Raw genomic sequence first — 22,505 nt, forward strand, 5'->3', positions numbered from 1 at the left:
CAGCTGTGCGCGCGCTCGCCGTGGTGGGGAGGACCGCCGGGGGGCTCCTCCCCTCCTCGCTGCTCCGTCGACCGGCTCACGAGCACTCGGGCAGGCTGATCTCACTCCAGCAGGCCGGCGACCCCTGCTGCGGCCTGCCGAAGTGAGATCAGCCTGCTGAGATGCTCGGACCAGCCGTCAGGGCAGGATGCGGGCTGCGCGGTAGCGGTCGATGTAGTGGAAGAAGCTGTCGCGGGTGTCCCGGCTGGCGGTGAAGCCCGCCTTGCGACTCTTGTTCATGTCGGTGAGCACCTCGATGTCGCGCCCGAGGTCGGCGTCCGTGTGCCACCAGGACGCGACGCGGCGGAGGTCGGGTTCGACGAGTGCGTGCCGCTCGGCGAGATCACGCCACGCGCTCTCCATCCCGGCCATCGCCCGCTCGAGCGGGCGCGGCTCGCCCTCGAAGCCCTCCCAGCGCAGACCGAATCGATCGGCGATCTGCGGCCACAGCCACCGCCAGCGGAACACGTCGCCGTTCGCCGTGTTGAACGCCTCGTTCCGGCCGTGCTCCGATGCCCAGATCATCTGCTCCGAGAGGAGCTCCGCGTCCGTGACGTCCGTCACCGAGTTCCACTGGGTCGCGGAGCCGGGGAAGACGAACGGCAGCCCGCGGTCGGCGCAGAGCGCCGCGTACGCGCCGATCGTGAGGACCATGTTCATCGCGTTGCCCGTCGCGAACCCGAACACGGTGTGCGACCGGTGGACGCTCCAGGTGAAGCCGGCCCGCTCCGCGGCGGCGAACACCTCGTCCTCCTGCGCGTAGTAGAAGTTCGGTGTGGTCAGCCGGGGCGAGTCCTCCCGGAACGGCGTGTCGGGCATGACCCCCGTCGCGTACGCCTCGAACGGTCCGAGGTAGTGCTTGAGTCCCGTCATCAGGGCCACGTGCTGCACCGAGCCGGCGTTGGCGAGCGCGGCGAGGACGTTGTGCACCGCTTCACCGTTGACGCGGATGTTCTCCGCCTCGGTGGGCATCCGCGTCCATGCCGTGATCCCGACGAAGGAGGGATGCACCTCGCGCAGCGCCGTCCGCAGGCCCTCAGCGTCCGCCAGGTCGGCGCGGACGGGCCGGACGCGCTCATCGGGCACACCGCCGCTCCGCGACAGGCCGAACACCTCCCATCCCGCGTCGAGCAGGTGCGCGGCGAGGTTCTGGCCGACGATGCCGGTGACGCCGACGACGAGGGCGCGGCGGGTGGGTTCGGTCACTGCTGGACTCCTTCGGATGGTGCGCGGTGCGCGGCGGGGTGATCGGCCAGGTACGCCTCGACGCCGGCGCGCCGCTCCTCGGGACGCTCGTAGGCCACCTCGACGAGCTCGAGGGGGATGCCGTCCGGATCGTGGAAGTAGACCCATCGCCAGCCCGCCAGCACGCCGTCGTCGACGACGTGGGCGGAGGAGAGGAACTCCACACCCTGCGCCTCGAGCGCGGCCTGCACCCTGCCCACGTCGTCGACGCGGAGCGCGACATGCATCGCGCCGAGATGGTTCTGATGCACGGGGCCGTCACTCGGTTCCCGATTGGCGTACTCGAGCAGCTCCAGCACGTCCTCGCCGACCAGGAGGCAGCACTGCCGGAGTCGCGCACCCGGCACACCGACCCCTCGTTCCAGCTCCTCGCCATCGAACCAGGGGCTCGGCTCGCTCGCGAACGGGAAGCCGAGAACGCCGTGGTAGAACTCGATCGATCGGTCCAGATCCCGGACGATGATCCCCGTGTGGTGGATTCCTCGAATGGTCATCGGCACACTTCCTCGTGATCCGACTGTTCGGTGTCACTGAACAGTAACACGGGCGCGCTGTCGCGCTCGTGTGTACATTGAGCGGGTCCCGCACATCGCCCGGAGGACCGGTCGCCGGCGCGACGCATGGCCCGAGAGAGAGGCGCGGAGATGACGGACATCCGGGCGTTCGAGGTCGGCGAGCTCGGCCTGCGGCTCAAGGAGATCCGGCAGCGGGCCGGACTGTCGCTGCGCGAGCTCGCTCGTCAGGCGGGCGTCTCTCCCTCCCTCGTCTCGCAGATCGAGAACGGGAAGTCCCAACCCTCGGTCGGGACGCTCTACACGTTCGCCCGTCTGCTCGGGGTGACGGTCGACGAGCTCTTCGAGGCCGAGGAGCAGGCCCACGAGCGGGCGCTCGAGCTCGAGGAGCCGCAGGACGAATGGCACGGCAGCGGCCGCATGAACCCGATGAACGCGTGGCACCCCTCCGAGTACGCGAACCGGGTCTCGGTCGTGCATCCCTCGCACCGGCCGCAGATCACCATGGCCGAGGGTGTGGTGTGGGAACGCCTCGCGGCCACACCCGAGCACGCCATCAACTTCATGAAGGTGACCTACGCCCCAGGGGCGACCTCCTCCGCCGGAGGGGAGATGGTCACGCACGACGGGTACGAGTACGCGATGGTGCTGAAGGGCGAGCTGCTCGTGACGGTCGGTCAGGAGGTGTTCCACCTCCACGAGGGCGAGTCGTTCGGGTTCGACTCCTCCATCCCGCACGTCCACCGCAACCCGGGGCCCGGGGTCTTCGAGGGCGTCTGGTTCGTGCACGGCAGCAGCCACCAACCGCCCGCCTGATCCCGTCGGCGCCCCGGGCTCGGAGGCGCGTCATCACGCGGTGACCGCGATGTACTGGGTCTCGAGGAACTCGAGGATCCCCTCGCCGGCGCCCTCGCGACCGAGGCCGCTCTGCTTCGTGCCGCCGAACGGTGCCGCCGGATCGGAGACCACGCCCCGGTTGACCGCGACCATGCCGGCGTCGAGCCGCGTCGCCACCTGCATCGCCGCCCGCTCCTCGCCGAAGACGTAGGCGATCAGGCCGAACTCGGAGTCGTTGGCCTGCGCCACCGCGTCGTCGACGTCGGTGAAGCGGACCACGGCCGTGACGGGGCCGAAGATCTCCGTCGCGTTGATCGTGCTGCCGTGCGCCACGCCCGTGAGCAGCGTCGGGCTGTAGAAGGCGCCGTGCTCGGACGCGGCACCGCCCACCTCGATCGTCGCGCCCTCCGCCTTCGCGGTGTCGACGAGGCGCGCGACCTTGTCGCGCTCGCCCACCGAGACGAGCGCACCCAGCTCGTTCCCGCGATCGAGGCCCGGCCCGACCTTCGTCGCCCGGAGCCGCGCGGTCATGCGCTCCACGAACGCGTCGTGGACGGAGTCGTGCACGTAGAAGCGGTTCGCCGATGTGCAGGCGGATCCGCCGTTGCGCATCTTCGCGAGGAACGCGCCCTCCACGGCCTGGTCGAGGTCGGCGCCCGGCAGGACGATGAGCGGAGCGTTGCCACCGAGCTCCATCGAGGGGTTCACGACGCGGTCCGCGCAGACCTTCAACAGCTCGCGCCCGACCTCGGTGGAGCCCGTGAAGGAGAGCTTCCGGACGGGCTCGGCGGCGAGCATCCGCGCGACCGCCGGCCCGGTCGGGACGGGCGTCACGAGGTTCACGACGCCCTTCGGCACGCCGGCACGCTCGAGCGCGTCGACCAGGTACGCCGCGGTCAACGGGGTCTCCCTCGCCGGTTTCAGCACCGTCGTGCATCCGGCCGCGAGGGCCGGGGCGAGCTTCCTCGTCGCCATCGCGGCGGGGAAGTTCCACGGCGTGATGAGGAGGGAGACGCCGATCGGACGGTGCGTCACGACGATGCGCTTGTCGCCGGCGGGGGAGAGGCGCCAGTCGCCGGGGATCCGCACGGCCTCCTCCGCGAACCAGCGGAAGAACTCCGTCGCGTAGCCGGCCTCCGCCTTCGCATCGGCCCAGGACTTGCCGTTCTCGCGCACCATCAGCTCCGCGAGCACGTCCGCCTCGGCGGTGAGGATCTCCCACGCCCGGCGCAGGATCTCGCTGCGGACACGAGGCGCGGTCGCGCTCCACGCGGGCAGTGCGGCGGCGGCGGCGGCGACGGCGGCGTCGCAGTCCTCGGGTGTCGCGACGGCGAACTCGGCGACGGTGCTGCCGTCGGCCGGATCGAGCACGGGGAAGCGCTCGCCGGAGGAGCCCGGACGCCACGCCCCGTCGATGTACAGGTCGCGGAACACGGTGGTGGGCTCGATTGCGGTGGTCATGCCGGTCCTCCTCAGGATCGCGGGTCGTCGAAGACCGAAGGGTGGTGGGCGAGCTGCAGCCGCGTCCTGCGGATGTGCCCGGCGAGGACGCGCTCGGCGTCCTCGGCATCGCCGTCGCGGACGGCTCGGACGAGCAGGTGGTGCTCGTCGTGGAGCGTCCGCAGGTCCTCGGGCTGCATCAGCAGCGCGAACGCCCGGCGGTAGTGCTGGGTCGTGTTCCAGAGGCGGTGCACCGTGTCGCCGAGCACGGCGGTCTCGGCACCCTCGTAGGACAGGAGGTGCAGCCTCCGGTCGAGCCGGAGGAAGTGCTCCACGTCCTGCACGCGTTCGATCTCCTCTGCGAGCGTCGCGAGGCGCTCGATCCGTGCGGGGCCGAGGCGGGGCATGCTGCGGCGGAGCAGCAGTGGTTCGAGGCGTTCGCGGATCGAGTAGATCTCGTCGCACTCGTCCTGGCTGAGCCGCGCCACCCAGGACCCGGTGTTCGCGACCGTCGTGACGAGCCCGTCCGCCTCGAGGATCCGCAGCGCCTCGCGCACGAGCGCGCGGCTGGCGCCGAGCGACGCGGCGAGCGGCTCCTGCCGGATCCGGTCGCCGGGCCCCAGCTCGCCCCCGAGGATGCGGGCGCGCAGCGCATCCGCGATCCTGGCGCCCGCCGCGCCGTCCCGCACACCGGTCGGCCGCGCGGACACGTGGGCGCTCACTCCGCAGGCCGCGCCGGGTGCCAGAGCAGCACCGGTGCGTCCCGCTCGTAGGCCTTGCCGTCCGGGTAGGAGACGAGCTCCATCTGCATCCCCCACGGGGTGAGGAAGTAGACCCAGCGCTGACCGGCGCTCGCGTTCGAGCTGGCGGTCGGTTCCCCCATGACCCGCACGCCCTGCTCGCGCAGGGAGGCCACGGCGTCGTCGAGGTCGTCGACGTAGAACGCGAGGTGGTGGCCGCCGATGTCGCTGTTGCGCGGCTGCGGTCGTACGCCGTCGGCGGCGTCGTAGGAGAAGACCTCGAAGTTCGTGCCGTTGCCGCACCGATAGAAGTGGAGGCGACGCATCACGGTGCGCGGATGGACCCCCATGTGCTCGGCCATCCAGTCGTCGTCGGGATGGGCGAACGGGCCCAGTGAGTAGACGCGGGTGCAGCCGAGGACGTCGGTGAGGAACCGGTCGGCCTCGTCGAGGTCCGGCACCGTGAAGCCGATGTGGTCCGTGCCGCGCAGCCCCGGAAGCGTCATCAGGTCATCCCCTTCCCGCGTCGTCGCGGTCCGTCCGTTGCTCCGCCGCTGTTCAGTGCAGCGGTTGTGATTGGCGCCAATGTACATCTACAGTGAACACCTGCGGACGCTCGCCGTCCACCTCATCGATGGAGAAGAGGACGATGCCGAACCGAACCCGTCTCGACCCGGCTGTCGACTGGATCCGGCTGGAGACCACCGCGGAGGACTGGGCGCAGGCCGACCCGGCCCTGCTCACCGGCATGCTCGCGGAGCTCCACCTCATCCGGGCGTTCGAGGAGACCGTCCTCGAGTTGGCCGGTGAGGGGCTCGTCCACGGCCCGGCGCATTCGAGCGTCGGCCAGGAGGGGGGCGCGGTCGGTTCGATCATCGGACTCCGCACCGCCGACGGCGTGAACGGATCCCACCGAGGGCACCATCAGTTCCTCGCGAAGGCGCTCACCCACGTGTCGAAGGGACGCTTCGACCTCGACGCCATCGTCACGCGCGATGTCGACACCGTCCTCCAGCGGACGCTCGCCGAGATCCTCGGCCTCGCTCAGGGCTTCTGCCGCGGTCGCGGCGGATCCATGCACCTCCAGTGGTTCGAGGCCGGCGCGCTCGGCACGAACGCGATCGTCGGCGGTGGGGTGCCCATGGGTGCGGGGAACGCCTGGGCTCAGCGGCACGCGGGCACCGACGACCTCACGATGAGCTACTTCGGCGACGGCGCCGTGAACATCGGGTCGGTGCTCGAGACGATGAATCTCGCGGCGGCGTGGAAGCTGCCGTTCGGGTTCTTCATCGAGAACAACCTCTACGCCGTGTCCACCGAGGTCCACGAGGTGACCGGCGAGGCGCGGCTGTCCGGCCGTGGACCGGGCTTCGGGATCCCCGCGTGGCAGGTCGACGGCATGGACCCCCTCGCCGTGCACCTCGCGACCGAGGAGGCCGCTGCGCGGATGCGCGCGGGCGACGGTCCCGCCGTCATCGAGGCCGAGGTGTACCGCTTCTTCCACCAGAACGGGCCGTACCCCGGGAGCGCCTTCGGCTACCGGTCGAAGGACGAGGAGCAGGGCTGGCGCGATCGGGACCCGGTCGCGCGCACGACGCGCGAGCTGCTGGCGCTCGGTCACATCACTCAGGCGCAGGCCGATTCGACCCGCGAGCAGGCCATCGCGGCGATGAAGGACATCGCCTCCCGCCTCGTCGAGGCCGATCCGGAGGCGGACGGCAAGCGGCGCATCAAGCCCGACCTCTGGCCGGACCCCGCATTCGTCGACGTCGGCATCCGCGGCGACGCCGGCGAGCTCGCGGGCGCACCGCTGCTCGAGCCGCTCGACTACGAGGGCGAGACCCGGTCGGGGAGGTTCGTCGACACCGTCGCCGGCGTCATGCGGCATCGGATGGAGCGGGACGAGCGGATCGTCGTCCTCGGCGAGGACGTCCATCGGCTCAACGGGGGCACGCACGGCGCGACGAAGGGGCTCGCGAAGGCGTTCCCCGACCGCGTGCTCGGAACGCCGATCAGTGAGAACGCGTTCGTCGGGCTCGGCGGAGGGATGGCGCTCGACGGGCGCTTCCGTCCGGTCGTCGAGTTCATGTATCCGGACTTCCTGTGGGTCGCGGCCGATCAGGTCTTCAACCAGATCGGGAAGGCGCGGCACATGTTCGGCGGCGACAACCCGGTGCCGCTGGTGCTCCGGACCAAGGTCGCGATGGGCTCGGGATACGGCTCCCAGCACCTCATGGACCCGGCCGGGGTCTTCGCCTCGAGCGTCGGCTGGCGGATCGTCGCGCCGTCCACCGCGGCCGACTACATCGGGCTGATGAACGCGGCGCTCGACCTGCAGGACCCGGTCCTCGTGATCGAGCACATCGACCTCTACCCGCTCATGGAGGAGACGCCGGTCGACCTCGACTACCGCATCCCGCCGGGCAGCGCCGCGGTCCGGCGGCACGGTGACGAGGTCACCGTCATCTCCTACCTGTCGATGGTCAGGCACGCGCTCGAGGCCGTCGAGCAGACCGGCGTGGATGCGGACGTGATCGACCTCCGCTGGCTCGACCGGGCTTCCCTCGACTGGGACACGATCGGGGAGAGCATCAAGCGGACGAACGCCGTGCTGCTCGTGGAGCAGGGTGCACAGGGCACCTCCTACGGCGGTTGGCTGAGCGACGAGATCCAGCGCCGGTTCTTCGACTGGCTCGATCAGCCCGTGCAGCGGGTGACCGGCGGCGAGGCGAGCCCGAGCATCTCCAAGGTCCTCGAGCGGGCGGCGATCGCTCGCACGGAGGAGGTCGTCGCCGGTCTCGAGCGCGTCGTCGCCGGGATGGGACGGCGCTGATGGCCTCCGTGATCCGCATGCCCGAGGTCCTCGCGAACGTCACCGAGGCCGCCATCGCGAACTGGCTCGTGAAGAAGGGCCAGACCGTCACCGTGGGAGCACCGCTCGCGGAGGTCGAGACCGAGAAGGCCGTCGTCGAGTACAGCGCCGAGATCGAGGGCACCGTGCTCGACCTGCTCGTCGAGGAGGGGCACAGCGTCGCGGTCGGTGAACCGATCGCGCTCATCGGCGCACCGGGCGAGGAGCCGGAGGAGGGCGTGCCGCCGGTCCGCGCGGAGCGCGCCGAGACGCCCGAGCGGGTCGCCGCGCCCGAGCCCGAGACCGCGCCGGAGGCGACGCGGTCACCCGCAGCGGGCACGCCGACCGAGCTCCCGTCCTCCTCGGCGGAGGCCGCATCGGCCGAGCGCGGTCGCCGCTTCACGAGCCCGATCGTGCGCCGGCTCGCCCGCGAGCGCGGGGTGGACCTCGCGGATGTGCCGGGCACCGGCCCCGACGGCCGAGTCGTGCGCCGCGACCTCGAGCGCTTCCTCGCCGCGGCCCAGGCGGTCACCCCGGCGCCGGCGGCACCCGCACCCGCACCCGCACCCGCACCTGCAGCGCCTGCCGCCGACCACGGGTACGACGAGATCCCGCTCACCGGCATGCGCCGCGCGATCGCGCGGCGGCTCAGCGAGAGCAAGTCGACCGTCCCGCACTTCTACGTCGTCGGCGACGTGCGGATGGACGCGCTGCTCGACCTCCGCGCCCAGCTCAACGACGGCGGGGACGTGAAGGTCTCGGTGAACGACCTGCTCGTCAAGGCTGCCGCGGGTGCCTACCGTCGCGTGCCGGAGGCGAACGCGACGTGGGCGGAGACCGCGGTGCGGCGTCATCACACCGTCGACGTGGCGATCGCCGTCGCCATCGAAGGCGGCCTCGTCACGCCCGTCCTGAGGGACGTCGGGTCGCGCTCGCTCGGCGACGTCGCGACGGCCTCCGCCGACCTGATCGACCGCGCTCGCCGCGGGCGTCTGAAGCAGGACGAGCTCGAAGGGGGTGCCTTCTCGATCTCCAACCTCGGCATGTACGGCGTCAAGGAGTTCTCGGCGATCATCAACCCGCCCCAGTCCGCGATCCTCGCCGTCGGCGCCGCCTCGGAGCGGCCCGTCGTCGAGGACGGCCGGATCGAGATCCGGCGCGTCATGACCGTCACCCTCTCCGCCGACCACCGCGTGATCGACGGGGCCCTGGCGGCGCAGTGGCTCGCCGCCTTCACCGACCTCGTGGAGCACCCGATGCGGATCCTGCTGTGATCGCGCGGCCGACGGTCGCGTGGCTCGGCGCCGGGCGCATGGGCGTCGTCATGGTCGAGCGGCTGCTCGACGCCGGCTTCGAGGTCGGCGTCTGGAACCGGACGCCGGAGCGCGCGGACCCGCTCGTCGAGCGCGGCGCAGCCCGCCTGGCGACCCCCGCGGACGCCCGCTCCTACGACCTCGCCTACTCGATGGTGCTCGACGACGGCGCGCTCGAGCGGCTGCACGACCCCGCCGACGGGCTGTTCTCCGGCGGTCGCGGTGGCCTCGCCACCTGGGTGGACGGCTCCACCGTGTCGCCGGCGGCGGCGCGGCGGGCCGCGGCCGACGCCTCGGCGGCGGGCGTCGGCTTCGTCGCGGCGCCCGTGAGCGGCAACCCGGGTGTCGTGAAGGCGGGCCGGGCGATCTTCGCCGCCTCCGGGACCGCGGAGCACCTCGAGCGGGCCGAGCCGGTGCTCGCCGCGCTCGGCCGTGCGACGCACGTCGTCGGCGAGGGCGTCGAGGCCGATGTCGTCAAACTCGCGACGAACGGTCTGCTGGCCATCACCATGCAGGCGCTCGCCGAACTCGTCGTCCTCGGCGAGAAGGCCGGTGTCCCGCGGGACCGCCTGCTCGCGTTCATCAACGACAGCGCGGTCGGGTCGCCCTTCTCGAGCTACAAGACCCCGGCGCTCGTCGACCTCGACCTCACCCCGACGTTCACCGTCGAGGGCCAGCGCAAGGACCTCCGGCTCGCCCTCGGACTCGGCGCCGAGCTCGAGGTGCCGCTGCCCGTCGTCTCGACGACCGAGGTCGCGTTCTCGCGCACGATCTCGAGCGGCATCGGTGCGGGTCTCGACCTGGCCGCGGTGGTGCTGACCGCGGCGAAGGACGCGGGCCTCGTCCTCGAGCCGCGCGGCTGAGCCTCAGACGAGGATCATCCCGCCTTCGATCGGGATGATCTGGCCCGTGATGTAGTCCGAGTCGGCCGAGGCGAGGAACAGGGCCGTCGGCACGATGTCCTCCGGCTGCGCCGGCCTGCCCAGCAGGATGTCGGCGGCCATCGAGTCGAACCCGGCGTCCGCCGCGCCCATCGCGGCGAGGTCCGCATCGAGCCGCTTCCAGAGCGGGGTCGCGACCACCCCGGGTGCGAAGCCGTTGACCGTCACGCCGTGCGGCGCGAGGTCGCGGGCAGCGGCCTGGGTGAGGGAGATCACCGCGGCCTTCGAGGCGCTGTAGGGCGCGAAGCTCGGAAAGCCGGTGCGACCGGCGATGGATGCGGTGTTGACCACCTTGCCGCCGCCGCCCTGCTCGATGAACCGCTTCGCCGCCTCCTGGATCCCGATCAGCACCCCGATCGCGTTCACGCGCATCAGGCGCTCGAAGTTCTCCTCCGTGATCTCGAGGAACGGCATCGGGGCGTTCATCCCCGCGTTGTTGAAGAAGCCGTCGAGTCGACCGAACTCCTGCACCGCGCGTCCGACCGCGGCCCGGACCGTCCGCCGGTCGGTGACGTCCACCTCGATCGCGAGCGCGGTGCCGCCCGAGCCCACGATGGCGTTCGCGACGCCGCGGGCGGCGTCGAGGTCGAGGTCCGCGAGGAGCACGTTCGCTCCCTCCGCAGCGAGCCCTCGGGAGATCGCCGCGCCGATGCCGGAGCCGCCTCCCGTCACGACGATCGTCCTGCCCTCGACCCGTCCGGTCATGACCGCTCCTTCGCGCTCGTGTTCAGCCGGACTACACAATACGGTGCGTGCAACACGGGGGCCAGGCTGACGTTGTTCAGTAGCGCGGTACGGGACATAGAGTGTGAGCACACGAGCGAGGAGGCGGTGTGAGCGGGAAGCGAATCGCGATCCTGGGCAGCGGTGCGCAGGGGGCGGGCGTCGGCGCGGACATGGTGCGGGCCGGCCTCGATGTGATGTTCGTCGAGCAGTGGCCGGACCATGTCGAGGCGATGCGGCGGCATGGGGTCGAGGTTCGGATGCCGCAGGAGACCGTCGTCACGCCGGTCGAGGTGATGCACCTGTGCGAGGTCGCCACCGTCCGGAAGCCGTTCGACCTCGTCTTCCTCGTCACCAAGGCGTACGACACCCGCTGGGCGTGCGAGCTCATCAAGCCGGCCCTCGCCGCGGACGGAGCCGTCGTGGGCCTACAGAACGGGATGAACGTCGACGACATCGCGTCGATCGTCGGTCCCGAGCGCACGATCGGCGCGGTCATCGAGATGGCGTCCAACATGTTCGAGCCCGGCGTCGTCAACCGGGAGAACTCGCCCGAGACCGCCTGGTTCGCGGTCGGTGCGATCGACGCGGCGGCGAAGCGGCACGAGCAGGACGTCTGGGACGCCCTCCGCCACGCGGGGACCGTCGAGATCTCGGACGACATCCGGTCGTCGAAGTGGATGAAGCTCGTCGCCAACGCGGGCGAGCTCGTCCCCTCCGCGATCCTCGACCTCCCGCTGGCGGACGCCGCCCGGGTACCCGGCGTCCGCGATTTCATGGACCGCTGCTGCATCGAGGCCGCGGGGGCGACGGTCGCCTCCGGCAGTCGGCTGAGGCCCGTGTTCGGCCTCACCGAGGCCGACGTCACCTCCGCGGAGACCTACGCGCCCGCGCTGCTCGACATCGTCCTGCAGCGGTTCTCCTCGCCCACGACCCGCACGACCGTCCTGCAGGACTGGATGAAGGGTCGCCGCGCCGAGGTGCAGGAGATCAACGGAACGGTCGTGCGGGCGATGCGCGCGGCGGGACTCGATGCGCCTGCCAACGAGCGGACCGTGGACGTCGCGCTGCGGATCGAGCGCGGTGAGCTCGAGCGAGGGGTGCACAACGTGGAGCGTCTCCTGGCCCCGGTCGCCGCGGCGTAGGGCCGGCCGGGCACCCGCGCCTGACCGGGCGCTCGAGCCGGGGATGCGCCGGGCCGTCGACCGCCGGCTTCAGTCGCCGCCGAGCTGCCGGCTCGCGCTGTCGGCGGAGTCGTGCCCGCTGCCGCTCCCGTCGCCGCCGCGGTCGCCGCTTCCGCTTCCGGAGGCGTCACCCGTCGGCCACGGCGAGGGGACCGTGCTCGCGGTCGGCTGCCCGTGCTGCTGCTGCGACTGCTGCTGCTGCTGCTCCGACTGCTGCTCCTGTGACCGCTGCTGCTGCCCGTCGCCCTCGCGTCGCGAGCGGTCGGCGGTGCCCGCCGTCGTCGACGCTCGTGCGTTCTCACCATCGCCCTCGCCGGATCGGGGCGGGACGACCGCTCCGATCGCGACCGGCTGCGCGGGTGCGGAGGCGACCGCGGAGGGCGGGACCGTGCCGGGGGCCGGCGGCGCGCTCGGCGACGACGCGGCGCTCGTCGGTCGTACCGGCGCCGAGCGCGGCGTGGGCGGGGCCGTGGTGGCCGGCGCATGCGGGACGACCGCCGCGACGACGGAGGCGATCGCCTGCTGGGCCGTGCCGCGCACCGCGGGGCTCGCGGCCGCGGACAGCCCCGTGCCGACGGTCGCGACGGCCACGAGCGTGACGACCACCGCGCCGCGCCTGCCGAGCCGGGAGCGGATGGATCGGTGCGGCGCGAGGAGTCGCGTCAGCTCGGGGGAGGGATCGGGCGCCGGACCGTCGCCCAGCGCGCGCAGCTCGTGGAGCGCGTCGAGCAGGCGGTCGTCGTCCTCGAGGCCCGACTCGTCGAGCAGGGCGCGGAGCGAGTCGTCCGGGTGGAGTGGTGCGGTGCTCATGCGAGGACCTCCTGGGTGCGGTTCAGCTCGGCGCGGAGCGCGAGGAGCGCCCGGCGCTGGAGCTGCTTGATCGCGCCGACCGAGCGGCCCATGATCTCGGCGGTCGCCTCCTGGGACAGGTCGGCGACGATGCGGAGCGCGAGCACCTCGCGGTGCTCCGGGTGCAGCCGGGGGAGGAGGGCGAGGACGCCGCTCTGCTCCTCGAGCGCGTGCTCCTCGGCCGAGGGTGTCGTGCGGTTGTCCTCGTCGGGGTCGTAGGCGATGATCAGCGGCCGTCGCCCGCGCGTGCGGTGGTGGTCGACGGCGCGGGCGTGCGCGATCGTGAAGACCAGGCTCCGCAGCCCGGCCTCCGTCCCCTCGAACGCCTCCAGGCGCGGGAGGAGCGAGACGAAGACGTCCTGCGTCGCGGCGTCCACGTCCTCGACGCCGCGGGCCTGGAGGTACCCGCGGACGAGCGGCGCGAGCGTCCGGTAGGCCTCGGTGAACACCGACGCGGATCCGCCCCGCACCCGCGTCGGGGCACGGCGCCCGAACGGCACCGGTGCGCGGTCGGTCGTCGTCATCGCGGTCTCCAGGTGCCGGTCTGCGCGCACGGTATCCCGCGGCGGCCGCCGCGCGGCCGTCACCGGCCGCGCGTCGGGCGATCCCGTGCATCGGTCGGCTCAGTCCCGTCCCTGGCTCCCGCCGTGGTCCTGGCTCGCGCTGCCGCCCTGGTCCTGGCTCGTGCTCCAGCCCTGGTCCTGGTTCGCGCCGGTGGACCCGGAGGTCGTGCCGCTGTCCGAGCCCGATCCGGCGGTGGGCGACGGGGTCGGGTCGGTGCTGTCCTGCCCGTCCTGCCCGTCGTGGTGCCGGTCGCGCGAGGCGCTTGCCTGCGCGTCGGACTGCTCGTGGTGCGACGTGCGGTCCTCCGCCGGGTGCGTCGGGTCGGACGCGGAGTCGGTGGGCTCGGCCTCGTGGGTGCGGGCGGTCACCCCGACGGTCGCGCAGTAGGCGGCGACGTCGCTGCTGCCGGTGGAGGAGGCCGCCGTGCTGAGCCGCACGTACGCGACGGAGTGGACCGGCAGCCCGCCCGCGACGAACGCGGTGCAGAGGCCGTGCGCGTCGAGGACCGGCGCGACGGTCGGTGCCGTGCTGTCGGTCGCCGACGGCTCGGGCGTCGCGGCGTCGGTGGGTGCCTCGGTCGGGTCGGTGCCCGCCGTCGGGTCCGTGGCCGGGTCGGTGGCCGGGTCGGTCGCCTCGGCGGTCGCGTCGCTCGCGGTCGACGTCCCGGTGGTCGGGGTCGCGGTCGCTTCGGCGGCCTGGTCGTCGGCGCCGGGAGCCGGCGCTCCGATCAGCTGATGCGCTCCGGCCTGCATCGGCGCGGGCAGCACGTCGGCTGCGGCGGCGACCGCGGTCCCGCCGACTCCGACGGCGCAGAGGGCGACGGCCCCCACGACGATCTTGCTGCCGATGAGCGTGGTGAGCACGGGCATTCGATTCCCCTTCGTCCGGATCACGGGTCCCCGCCCGCAGGAAGGAGATCGCTCCGGGTGGGCGCCGGGTTACGCGTTCGGGGCGGATCACCCTCGGAGTGGGGGTCCGGGAGGGCCGAGGCAGGGCCGGGCGCGCCTGCTCCGCCACGATGCGCCTCCCAAGTGCTGCGAGTTCGAAGTGGTGGTATGGTGCTCTAGTGCTTCGAATGTGAAGCAGAATCGATGAGGAGTGGTCATGCGAGCGGTGTGGTTCGAGCGGGTGGGCGGCCCTGAGGTGCTGCAGTACGGGGAGATCGAGCAGCCGGTCCCGGGACCCGGCGAGGTGCGGCTACGCGTCGCGGCGTCCGCGTTCAACGCTGCGGACGCGGGCATGCGCGCCGGGACGCTGCCGATCCCGGTGGTGCTGCCGCACGTGCCGGGGTACGACGTCTCGGGAACGGTCGACGCGGTCGGTCCCGACGTCGAGGGGCTCGCGGTCGGCGACGCCGTCTTCGGATTCCTGCCGATGGAGCGCGACGGCGGCGCGGCGGAGTACGTCGTGGCGCCGGCCGACGCGCTGGTGCCGGCGCCGAGGAGCATCCCGCTCGAGGACGCGGCGGCGCTGCCCTCCGTCGCGCTCACGGCATGGCAGGCGCTCTTCGACGACGGCGGCCTCGTGGCAGGACAGCGGGTGCTCGTCGTCGGCGCGGGCGGCGTCGTCGGCAAGTACGCGGTCCGACTCGCGCAGCGGGCCGGTGCGCAGGTGATCGCCACGGCGAGCCCGCGCAGCCTCGCCGCGGTCCGCGCGGCCGGCGCCGAGGAGGTCGTCGACCACACCTCGGTGGACGTCCTCGCCGCCGTCCACGGGCAGGTGGACCTGCTCCTCAATCTGGCGCCGATCGAACCCGAGCGGTTCGCCGCGCTGGTGGCGCTCGTGCGCGACGGCGGTGCGGTGGTCAGCACGACGGCCTGGATGCCGACACCCGATGCGCCCGCCCGCGGGGTGCGGGGGGCGACGGTGTTCGTGCGCCGCGATCGCGATCGCCTGGCGCAGCTCGCGGCGCTCGTCGACGAGGGCGAGCTGACGGTCGAGGTCGGCCGCCGGATCGGTCTCCGCGACCTCCCCGCCCTGCACGAGGAGGCGGTCGGCGGCGGCGTCAGCGGCAAGGTCGTGGTCCTCGCCGCGGAGGCCTGACGGGCACCTCCGGTGCGCCGGGCCGGACGGGAAGAATGGCGCCATGGCAGACCGTCCGGCCCTCGAGCCCGTGCAGCTCGACGCGTACTTCTCGCTGATCGAGGTCAGCAGCCTGCTGCGACACGCGGTCGAGCAGCAGTTGAAGGAGGCGGGGGACCTCAGCTACGTCCAGTTCCAGCTGCTCGCCACACTGGGCGACGCGCCGTCGGGGAGCGCCAGGATGACGGACCTCGCCGACGGCGTCGTCTACAGCAGGAGCGGGCTGACCTACCAGGCCGGCCTGCTCGAGCGCGCGGGCCTCGTGACGAGGTCCGCGTCCTCCGACGACGAGCGCAGCGTCGTCGTGACCCTCAGCGACGCCGGGCGGGAGCGACTCGCCGCGGTGTTCCCCGGGCACATCGAGATCATCCGGCGGCTCCTGCTCGCCCCCCTGAGCGACGAGCAGGTCGCGTCCCTCGCCGCCCTGCTCGGCCCCGTCCGCGATCACCTGCGCGCCGACCCGCCCAGGTCGGCGGCGCCCCGGCGGAAGCGGAGCGCCGCCGCCGGGTGACGGCGGGCGGCGCTCGCGCACCGCGCGCCCACGATGATGGGAGCGTCGCGGGGCATCGGCGCCCCGGCGAGGACGGGAGCGACGACGTGGTCAGCGCGAGCGATCTGCTGGACATCGACGGCGAGTTCTCCGACCGGGAGCTCGCCCTGCGGGAGACGGTGCGGGAGTTCGTCGACCGCAGGATCCGGCCGGGCATCGCCGGCTGGTTCGAGGAGGCCCGGTTCCCGGTCGAGCTGATCCCGGAGCTCGCCGAGCTCGGGCTGCTCGGCATGCACCTCTCCGGATACGGCTGCGCCGGGCGGACGGCCGTGGAGTACGGCCTGGCGGCGCAGGAGCTGGAGGCCGGCGACTCCGGCATCCGCACGTTCGTCTCCGTGCAGGGGTCGCTCGCCATGTCCGCGATCGCGAAATGGGGTTCGGAGGTGCAGAAGGCGACGTGGCTGCCGCGGATGGCCCGCGGCGACGCGATCGGGTGCTTCGGGCTCACCGAGCCCTCGGCGGGCTCGGATCCGGCCGCGATGCGCACCACGGCCAGGCGGGAGGGGGACGCCTGGGTGCTCGACGGGACGAAGCGGTGGATCGGCCTCGCGTCCATCGCCGACGTCGCGGTGATCTGGGCGCGGACGGAGGAGGGCGTCCGCGGGTTCCTCGTGCCGACCGAGACGCCGGGGTTCAGCGCGACGCCGATCACGGGGAAGCTCGCCATGCGCGCGTCCATCCAGTGCGACGTGGCCCTGGATGGCGTGCGTCTGCCGGAGAGCGCGGTGCTGCCGGAGGGGCGCGGGCTCCGCGCCGCCTTCTCGTGCCTCGACGAGGCCCGCTTCGGCATCGCGTGGGGCGCCATCGGTGCTGCCAGGGACAGCTTCGACACCGCGCTGGCGTACGCCCAGGAGCGGACGCAGTTCGGTCGTCCCATCGCCGGCTTCCAGCTGACCCAGGCGAAGTTCGTCGACATGGCGCTCGAGATCCAGAAGGCGCAGCTCGTGGCGCTGCGGCTCGGGCGGGCCAAGGACGCGGGAAGGCTCGAGCCGCACATGATCTCGTTCGCGAAGCTCAACAACACCCGGGTCGCGATCGACGTCGCGCGGACCGCGCGCACCGTGCTCGGGGGCAACGGCGTCACCCTCGACCTCTCGCCGATGCGGCACGCCAGCAACCTCGAGGCGGTCCGGACCTACGAGGGGACCGACGAGGTCCACACGCTCGTGCTGGGGGAGCGGATCACCGGGCTGCGCGCGTTCCGGTAGCGGTGTCTTCGAGCGCTCGAAGGTGCGGGGCCGTCCGCAGAGCGCATCCCAAGGTGCCGCGCCGGCGTGTCGCGTGCGGCATGCCGCATCATGGGCGGCTGCGCAGCGGGGTCGCCGACGACGCCGTGATCGACGGGTGTCGGACGAACGGGGAGACGATGCGGGCACGGGAACGCGGCAAGCGAGCCGTACGGATCTGGACGACGGCTGCGGCCGGCGTCGCGGTGGCGGGGTCGGCGATGGTCGGCACCGGGGCGTACGGCGCGATCCAGGACCAGAAGACGCTGGCGGCTGCGAAGACCGCCGCGATCGCCGAGCACCACCGCGCCGAGGCGGCGAAGGCGGCGGCTGCGAAGGCCGTCGCGGAGAAGGCGGCGGCCGCGAAGGCGGAGGCGGATCGCATCGCGGCCACCCAGGCGGCGAACGCGCAGGCGGCAGCGGCGCAGAAGGCGAAGGCCGAGGCCGCGGCGAGAGCGGCGGCAGCGGCGAAGGCAGCCGCTGCCGCGGCCGCCGCGCAGTCCTCGAGTGCCGGATCGTCCGGCTCGGGCGGCGGGGTCAGCGCCGGCGGGGGCGCCCCCCAGTCCAGCTCCAGCGGATCCTGAGGCACCCGGCCTCGTCCGCCTCCTGCGGGACCGGGTGCGTCACGCCCCGAGCACCCGCAGGACGTGGAAGACGAGGATCGCGGGCCAGACGATGGCCTCCCCGATGCCGAGCATGACGCCCCAGAACCCGTTCGGGTGCTGCAGGAAGTACACGAGGGCGCCGATGAACGCCAGGAACCCCACGAACCCGAGGCCGCCTTCGCGGACGACCTGCACCCGACCTCCGGCCATCGCCGCCTCCGCTCCACGCTCCGTCGCCTCGTCTCGCGCACGGTAGGGCGGCTCCGCGCGGAGACGCAGGAGTCCTTCGCCCCATCCGGCGTGACCTAGGACCCTCCTCCCCGCCCGTCTCCGCGGCGAGGCTGAGCCGCGGTGGAGGTGGGCGCCGGCTCGACCGGCGGCCGCGCGGCCGTCACACACGGCGCCGTGAACCGGTGACACCGACTCGGCGGGCGGACGGCCCGCCCGGAGGAGAGGACGGGAGCGGGCATGGACGTGCAGGGACGGTTCGACGGCAAGACGGTCGTCGTCACGGGGGCCGGGTCGGGCATCGGTCGCGCGACCGCGGAGCGGCTGCATCGCGAAGGAGCGACCGTGATCGGGGTCGACCTGGACGGCGGCAGGCTCGCCGCGCTCCGGGAGGCGATCGGGGACGACCGACTCCGCACCGTGGACGGCGATCTCGCCGACGCCCCGGTGCTCGACCGCGTGCTGGCGGCGGCGGGCGACCGGATCGACGGGCTGGCGAACGTGGCAGGCATCATGGACGGCTTCCTGCCTCCCGACGAGGTCGACGACGAGACGTGGGAGCGCGTGCTCGCCGTGAACCTCACTGCGCCGATGCGCCTCACCCGCGCGGTGCTGCCGGTGATGCTCGCGGCCGGGCAGGGGTCCATCGTCAACGTCGCGTCGGAGGCGTCCTTCCGCGGTGCCGCGGCGGGCACCGCCTACACGACCTCGAAGCACGCGATCATCGGGCTGACCAGGAGCACGGCGTTCTTCACCGCGCCGAAGGGCGTGCGCTGCAACGCGGTCGCGCCGGGGCCGGTCGCCACGAACATCGAGGCCCCCTTCCGCTCCCAGGCGGCCGCCCAGCGGATCGGCCCGTTCCTCCAGGCCATGGTGCCGCCGGTCGCGGAGGCCGGCCAGCTCGCGGCGGCGATCTGCTGGCTGCTCAGCGACGACTCAACGAACGTGAACGGCGCCGTGCTCCCGAGCGACGGCGGCTGGTCGGCGATCTGACCGCCGGCGCGGGGACGGTCAGTCCTCGCCCGCGAGCGTCCCCGTGAGCCGACCGTGGAAGTGCTCGCTCGCGGCGTTCATCCCCTCGATGCGGACCTCGGTGCCGTGCCGCGCGTAGCGCGTCGCGATCGCGTCGAGCGCGGCGACGGTGGAGGCGTCCCAGACGTGGGATCCGCTGAGATCGATGACGACCGGGGAGGGGTCCTCCGCGTAGTCGAACCGGTGCGTGAGGTCGTTGCTGGAGGCGAAGAACAGCTCGCCGTCGACCCGGTAGCGGACCTCGCCCGCGTCGTCCACGGTCCGCTCGACGGTGGCGAAGCGCGCGACCCGACGCGCGAAGACGATCATCGCCGCGACGACGCCGACCACGACCCCGATGGAGAGGTCGTTCGTGGCCACCACGACGACCACCGTGACGACCATCACCACGGTCTCGCCGACCGGCATCCGCCGCAGGGTCGCCGGGCGGATGCTGTGCCAGTCGAACGTGCCGACGCAGACCATCACCATCACCGCGACGAGCGCGGCCATCGGGATCTCGCCGACGAGGTCGTGCAGGACGACCATCAGGATCAGCAGGAAGACCCCCGCGCTGAAGGTGGACAACCGCGTGCGCGCGCCGGAGCCGCGGACGTTGATCATCGTCTGCCCGATCATCCCGCAGCCGCCCATACCGCCGAAGAGCCCGGAGGCGACCTGGGCGATGCCCTGCCCGACCGATTCGCGGGACTTGTTCGAGCCGGTCTCGGTGATGTCGTCGACGAGCTTGGCCGTCATCAGCGACTCGACGAGCCCGACGAGCGCCGCCGCGAGGGCGAACGGCCCGATGATCCGCAGGGTGTCGAACGTGAGCGGCACCTGCGGCAGCCCGAACACGGGCAGGCCGGTCGGCAGCGACCCCTCGTCGCCCACCGTGGGGATGTGCACCCCTGCGGCGACCGTGATCACGGTGATCACCACGACCGCGATGAGCGGCGCGGGCACGGCCCGCGTGAACCGCGGGAACAGCACGATGACCGCGACGCCGAGCGCCACGAGCGGATAGACCGCCCAGGGCACACCGATGAGGTGCGGCAGCTGCGCCATGAAGATGAGGATCGCGAGCGCGTTGACGAACCCGACCATCACGCTGCGCGGGATGAACCGCATGAGCTTCGCGAACCCGATCGCGCCGAGCGCGACCTGCAGGAGCCCGGCGAGCATCACCGTCGCCAGCAGGTACTGCAGCCCGTGCTCGCGTGCGACGGGCGCGACCACGAGCGCGATCGCGCCGGTGGCGGCGCTGATCATCGCCCGCCGGCCGCCGACGATGGAGATGACGATCGCCATCACGACGGAGGAGTAGAGGCCGACGCTCGGGGAGACCCCGGCCACGATCGAGAAGGAGATCGCCTCCGGGATCAGCGCGAGGCCGACGACGAGGCCGGCGAGCAGCTCGCGGACCAGGACGCGCGGGCGTCGGACGGCGTCGACGACGCGGGCGGAGTCGTGCTGCTCGGGTGCCCCGATCACGGCGGCGAGGGCGAGCTGGCGCAGGGTGGACGGCATCGGATGCTCCTGACGGGCGCGGCGGGGCGCGCTCTTGGAGGGACGGAACGGGCGGTGCGTCGTCGCACGGTCGCTGCGGCTCGGGCCTCCGGCGAGAATGGCCGGGCCCTCGATCGCGGGCGATGACGAAAACTCTACCCTCACGTGAGGGTAGGGAGGGGGCGGGAGGCGCGCGTGGCGGAGACCGGGGCCTCGATGCACATCGGCGAGGTGGCCGACCGGACCGGTCTCTCGCACCGCACGATCCGGCACTACGACGAGGTCGGGCTGGTCGTCCCCTCCGGGCGCAGCGACGGCGGCTTCCGGCTCTACACCGAGGCCGACGTCGATCGGCTGCTGCTGATCCGCCGGATGAAGCCGTTGGACTACCGCCTCGACGAGATGAAGGCGCTCCTCGAGGCGGTGGACGCGGTGCGCGCCGACGCGAGCGACGCCGAGGCGAGGGCGCGGCTCTCGGGCTTCGCCGAGGACGTGGCCGCGCGTCGTGCGGCGCTCCAGCGCCAGCTCGACATGGCGGACGAGTTCACCCGGCTGCTGGCCGCGCTCTGAGCCGGGAGGAGACCCGGGTGATGAAGGAGGATCGGATGAAGGCACTGGTGATCGGTGGGGTCGCCGGCGGGATGTCCGCCGCGACCAGGCTCCGACGGCTCGACGAGGCGGCCGAGATCGTGGTGCTCGAGCGCGGCGGCTACGTCTCGTTCGCGAACTGCGGGCTGCCCTACTACGTCGGCGGCGTGATCGGCGACCGGCGGGACCTCCTGCTGCAGACGCCCGAGTCGCTGCGCTCCCGGTTCGCGCTCGACGTCCGCGTCCGCCACGAGGCGCTCGCGATCGACCGCGTGGCCAAGCGCGTGCGGGTGCGCGACCTCGAGTCCGGGGTCGAGTACGAGGAGCCGTACGACGCGCTCGTGCTCGCCGCCGGTGCCGCGCCGGTGCACGACCTCGCGCCCGGAGGGGTCCCCGTGCGGAACCTGCACACGATCGACGACGTCGACGCGGTCGTCGCCGCGATCGACGAGCACGGCGCCCGGCGCGCGACCGTCGTCGGCGCCGGGTTCATCGGGCTCGAAGCGGTCGAGAACCTGCGGAGGCGCGGGCTCGAGGTGACCCTCGTGCAGCGCGGCGACCAGGTCTTCACCCCGCTCGACCCCGAGATGGCGGCGCCCGTGCTGCGCGAGCTCGAGGGGAACGGCGTCCAGGTGCTCCTGCAGCACGCCGTGGCCTCGGCGGGTGACGGCGCGGTGGTGCTCGACGACGGCACGTCGGTGCCGACGGATCTCGTCATCGACGCCAGGGGCGTGCGGCCGGACGTGCGGTTGGCGGAGGAGGCGGGGCTCAGGATCGGGCCGCGGGGCGGGATCGCGGTCGACGCGCAACAGCGGACGAGCGACCCGGCGATCCTCGCCGTCGGCGACGGCGTCGAGAAGCAGGACGCCGTCGACGGGGAGCCGACGCTCGTCACGATGGCGGGGCTCGCGAACCGGCACGGGCGGGCTGCGGCCGACGCCATCGCGGGCACGGCGCGCCCGGCACGGCCCGCCCTCGGGACGGCCATCATCGGCGTCTTCGGCCTGACCGTCGCGACGGTCGGCTGGAGCGAGCGCCGGCTGACCGACGCGGGGCGCCCGCACCGCGTCGTCCACACCCACCCGGGCTCGCACGCGGCCTACTACCCGGGCGCGGCGCGCATGGCCATGAAGCTGCTCATCGACGCCGAGACCGATCGTCTGCTGGGTGCGCAGATCGTGGGCGGCGACGGCGTGGACAAGCGCATCGACGTGCTCGCCACCGCCATGACCGCCGGCTTCACCGCCTCGGAGCTGACGGAGCTCGAGCTCGCCTACGCACCCCAGTACGCCTCCGCGAAGGATCCGATCAACCTCGCGGGCTACGTGGCGGAGAACCTCGCGAGCGGCGCGACCCGGGCGGTGCAGTGGCACGCGCTCGACGCCGCGCTGGCCGAGGGGGCCACGCTGATCGACGTCCGGTCACCGGCGGAGCACGCGCGTGGCGGGATCCCCGGTTCGCGCAACGT

The 22,505-nt window shown here is 72.9% G+C and carries 23 protein-coding genes; 12 read left to right on the forward strand and 11 right to left on the reverse strand.

Annotation, left to right across the window (positions count from 1 at the left end; all coding sequences use genetic code 11):
* Nucleotides 1-177: 177 nt before the first annotated feature.
* Together ACTHLI_RS14275 and ACTHLI_RS14280 are read right to left on the reverse strand one after the other, a co-directional pair.
* A complete protein-coding gene (locus tag ACTHLI_RS14275) occupies nt 178-1,245 on the reverse strand; it encodes an SDR family oxidoreductase (protein WP_440185007.1) in 1,068 nt (355 codons plus the stop codon).
* Complete coding sequence (locus tag ACTHLI_RS14280) at nt 1,242-1,778, reverse strand: VOC family protein (protein WP_440185010.1); 537 nt, start codon at nt 1,776-1,778, stop codon at nt 1,242-1,244. Before ACTHLI_RS14280 ends, ACTHLI_RS14275 begins: the two co-directional genes overlap by 4 nt.
* A gap of 150 nt (nt 1,779-1,928) precedes the next feature.
* On the opposite strand from ACTHLI_RS14280, the gene ACTHLI_RS14285 reads away from it, so the two are divergent.
* Nucleotides 1,929-2,612, forward strand: coding sequence for a helix-turn-helix domain-containing protein (locus ACTHLI_RS14285; RefSeq protein WP_440185013.1), 684 nt, complete (start codon nt 1,929-1,931; stop codon nt 2,610-2,612).
* Nucleotides 2,613-2,645: 33 nt separating this feature from the next.
* Here the strand turns inward: ACTHLI_RS14285 and ACTHLI_RS14290 are convergent, their stop codons facing one another.
* Genes ACTHLI_RS14290 through ACTHLI_RS14300 form a run of 3 tightly spaced genes read right to left on the reverse strand, consistent with a single transcriptional unit; the run spans nt 2,646 to nt 5,319 of the window.
* Nucleotides 2,646-4,094, reverse strand: coding sequence for an NAD-dependent succinate-semialdehyde dehydrogenase (locus ACTHLI_RS14290; RefSeq protein ID WP_440185016.1), 1,449 nt, complete (start codon nt 4,092-4,094; stop codon nt 2,646-2,648).
* An 11-nt stretch (nt 4,095-4,105) separates the two neighbouring features.
* Nucleotides 4,106-4,783 carry a GntR family transcriptional regulator gene (locus ACTHLI_RS14295; protein WP_440185018.1) on the reverse strand — a complete coding sequence of 226 codons (678 nt, stop codon included), beginning with the start codon at nt 4,781-4,783 and terminating at the stop codon, nt 4,106-4,108.
* A gap of 8 nt (nt 4,784-4,791) precedes the next feature.
* The gene (locus ACTHLI_RS14300) at nt 4,792-5,319 is read right to left on the reverse strand and encodes a VOC family protein (RefSeq protein WP_440185021.1); all 528 of its coding nucleotides are present in this window, start codon (nt 5,317-5,319) and stop codon (nt 4,792-4,794) included.
* 143 nt (nt 5,320-5,462) lie between these two features.
* On the opposite strand from ACTHLI_RS14300, the gene ACTHLI_RS14305 reads away from it, so the two are divergent.
* Genes ACTHLI_RS14305 through ACTHLI_RS14315 form a run of 3 tightly spaced genes read left to right on the forward strand, consistent with a single transcriptional unit; the run spans nt 5,463 to nt 9,840 of the window.
* A complete protein-coding gene (locus ACTHLI_RS14305; RefSeq protein WP_440185024.1) occupies nt 5,463-7,646 on the forward strand; it encodes an alpha-ketoacid dehydrogenase subunit alpha/beta in 2,184 nt (727 codons plus the stop codon).
* Complete coding sequence (locus tag ACTHLI_RS14310) at nt 7,646-8,938, forward strand: dihydrolipoamide acetyltransferase family protein (RefSeq protein WP_440185026.1); 1,293 nt, start codon at nt 7,646-7,648, stop codon at nt 8,936-8,938. Before ACTHLI_RS14305 ends, ACTHLI_RS14310 begins: the two co-directional genes overlap by 1 nt.
* On the forward strand, nt 8,935-9,840 hold the full coding sequence (locus ACTHLI_RS14315; RefSeq protein WP_440185029.1) for an NAD(P)-dependent oxidoreductase: 906 nt from the start codon (nt 8,935-8,937) through the stop codon (nt 9,838-9,840). Before ACTHLI_RS14310 ends, ACTHLI_RS14315 begins: the two co-directional genes overlap by 4 nt.
* 3 nt (nt 9,841-9,843) lie before the next feature.
* Here ACTHLI_RS14315 and ACTHLI_RS14320 read toward each other — a convergent pair whose 3' ends face one another.
* Nucleotides 9,844-10,623 (reverse strand): SDR family NAD(P)-dependent oxidoreductase, encoded by a 780-nt coding sequence (locus ACTHLI_RS14320; RefSeq protein WP_440185032.1) that lies wholly within the window; start codon nt 10,621-10,623, stop codon nt 9,844-9,846.
* A 128-nt stretch (nt 10,624-10,751) separates the two neighbouring features.
* On the opposite strand from ACTHLI_RS14320, the gene ACTHLI_RS14325 reads away from it, so the two are divergent.
* The gene (locus ACTHLI_RS14325) at nt 10,752-11,786 is read left to right on the forward strand and encodes a ketopantoate reductase family protein (RefSeq protein ID WP_440185035.1); all 1,035 of its coding nucleotides are present in this window, start codon (nt 10,752-10,754) and stop codon (nt 11,784-11,786) included.
* A 69-nt stretch (nt 11,787-11,855) separates the two neighbouring features.
* Here ACTHLI_RS14325 and ACTHLI_RS14330 read toward each other — a convergent pair whose 3' ends face one another.
* From ACTHLI_RS14330 to ACTHLI_RS14340, 3 genes are all read right to left on the reverse strand, one after another.
* On the reverse strand, nt 11,856-12,635 hold the full coding sequence (locus ACTHLI_RS14330) for a hypothetical protein (RefSeq protein ID WP_440185037.1): 780 nt from the start codon (nt 12,633-12,635) through the stop codon (nt 11,856-11,858).
* On the reverse strand, nt 12,632-13,198 hold the full coding sequence (locus tag ACTHLI_RS14335) for an RNA polymerase sigma factor (protein ID WP_440185040.1): 567 nt from the start codon (nt 13,196-13,198) through the stop codon (nt 12,632-12,634). Before ACTHLI_RS14335 ends, ACTHLI_RS14330 begins: the two co-directional genes overlap by 4 nt.
* Before the next feature lie 99 nt (nt 13,199-13,297).
* Nucleotides 13,298-14,107, reverse strand: a complete 810-nt coding sequence (locus tag ACTHLI_RS14340; protein WP_440185042.1) for a hypothetical protein — start codon at nt 14,105-14,107, stop codon at nt 13,298-13,300.
* A gap of 235 nt (nt 14,108-14,342) precedes the next feature.
* On the opposite strand from ACTHLI_RS14340, the gene ACTHLI_RS14345 reads away from it, so the two are divergent.
* From ACTHLI_RS14345 to ACTHLI_RS14360, 4 genes are all read left to right on the forward strand, one after another.
* On the forward strand, nt 14,343-15,281 hold the full coding sequence (locus ACTHLI_RS14345; RefSeq protein WP_440185044.1) for an NADP-dependent oxidoreductase: 939 nt from the start codon (nt 14,343-14,345) through the stop codon (nt 15,279-15,281).
* Between the two features lie 43 nt (nt 15,282-15,324).
* A complete protein-coding gene (locus ACTHLI_RS14350; protein ID WP_440185047.1) occupies nt 15,325-15,831 on the forward strand; it encodes a MarR family winged helix-turn-helix transcriptional regulator in 507 nt (168 codons plus the stop codon).
* Between the two features lie 86 nt (nt 15,832-15,917).
* Nucleotides 15,918-17,078 (forward strand): acyl-CoA dehydrogenase family protein, encoded by a 1,161-nt coding sequence (locus ACTHLI_RS14355; protein WP_440185049.1) that lies wholly within the window; start codon nt 15,918-15,920, stop codon nt 17,076-17,078.
* Between the two features lie 80 nt (nt 17,079-17,158).
* Nucleotides 17,159-17,680: a hypothetical protein gene (locus tag ACTHLI_RS14360; RefSeq protein WP_440185052.1), complete on the forward strand. Its 522-nt coding sequence runs from the start codon at nt 17,159-17,161 to the stop codon at nt 17,678-17,680.
* Between the two features lie 39 nt (nt 17,681-17,719).
* Here the strand turns inward: ACTHLI_RS14360 and ACTHLI_RS14365 are convergent, their stop codons facing one another.
* A complete protein-coding gene (locus ACTHLI_RS14365; RefSeq protein WP_440185055.1) occupies nt 17,720-17,911 on the reverse strand; it encodes a hypothetical protein in 192 nt (63 codons plus the stop codon).
* Nucleotides 17,912-18,169: 258 nt separating this feature from the next.
* Here ACTHLI_RS14365 and ACTHLI_RS14370 point away from each other — a divergent pair, with 258 nt between their 5' ends.
* Nucleotides 18,170-18,922: an SDR family NAD(P)-dependent oxidoreductase gene (locus ACTHLI_RS14370; RefSeq protein ID WP_440185057.1), complete on the forward strand. Its 753-nt coding sequence runs from the start codon at nt 18,170-18,172 to the stop codon at nt 18,920-18,922.
* An 18-nt stretch (nt 18,923-18,940) separates the two neighbouring features.
* Here ACTHLI_RS14370 and ACTHLI_RS14375 read toward each other — a convergent pair whose 3' ends face one another.
* Nucleotides 18,941-20,470: a SulP family inorganic anion transporter gene (locus ACTHLI_RS14375; protein WP_440185059.1), complete on the reverse strand. Its 1,530-nt coding sequence runs from the start codon at nt 20,468-20,470 to the stop codon at nt 18,941-18,943.
* Nucleotides 20,471-20,665: 195 nt separating this feature from the next.
* Here ACTHLI_RS14375 and ACTHLI_RS14380 point away from each other — a divergent pair, with 195 nt between their 5' ends.
* Together ACTHLI_RS14380 and ACTHLI_RS14385 are read left to right on the forward strand one after the other, a co-directional pair.
* The gene (locus tag ACTHLI_RS14380) at nt 20,666-21,019 is read left to right on the forward strand and encodes a MerR family transcriptional regulator (RefSeq protein ID WP_440185065.1); all 354 of its coding nucleotides are present in this window, start codon (nt 20,666-20,668) and stop codon (nt 21,017-21,019) included.
* Nucleotides 21,020-21,054: 35 nt separating this feature from the next.
* Nucleotides 21,055-22,505, forward strand: a 1,451-nt coding sequence (locus ACTHLI_RS14385) for an FAD-dependent oxidoreductase (protein ID WP_440185062.1), incomplete at its 3' end; no start/stop codon positions are given.

The sequence above is a fragment of the Amnibacterium sp. genome, assembly GCF_051956055.1.
Lineage (GTDB): Bacteria > Actinomycetota > Actinomycetes > Actinomycetales > Microbacteriaceae > Amnibacterium.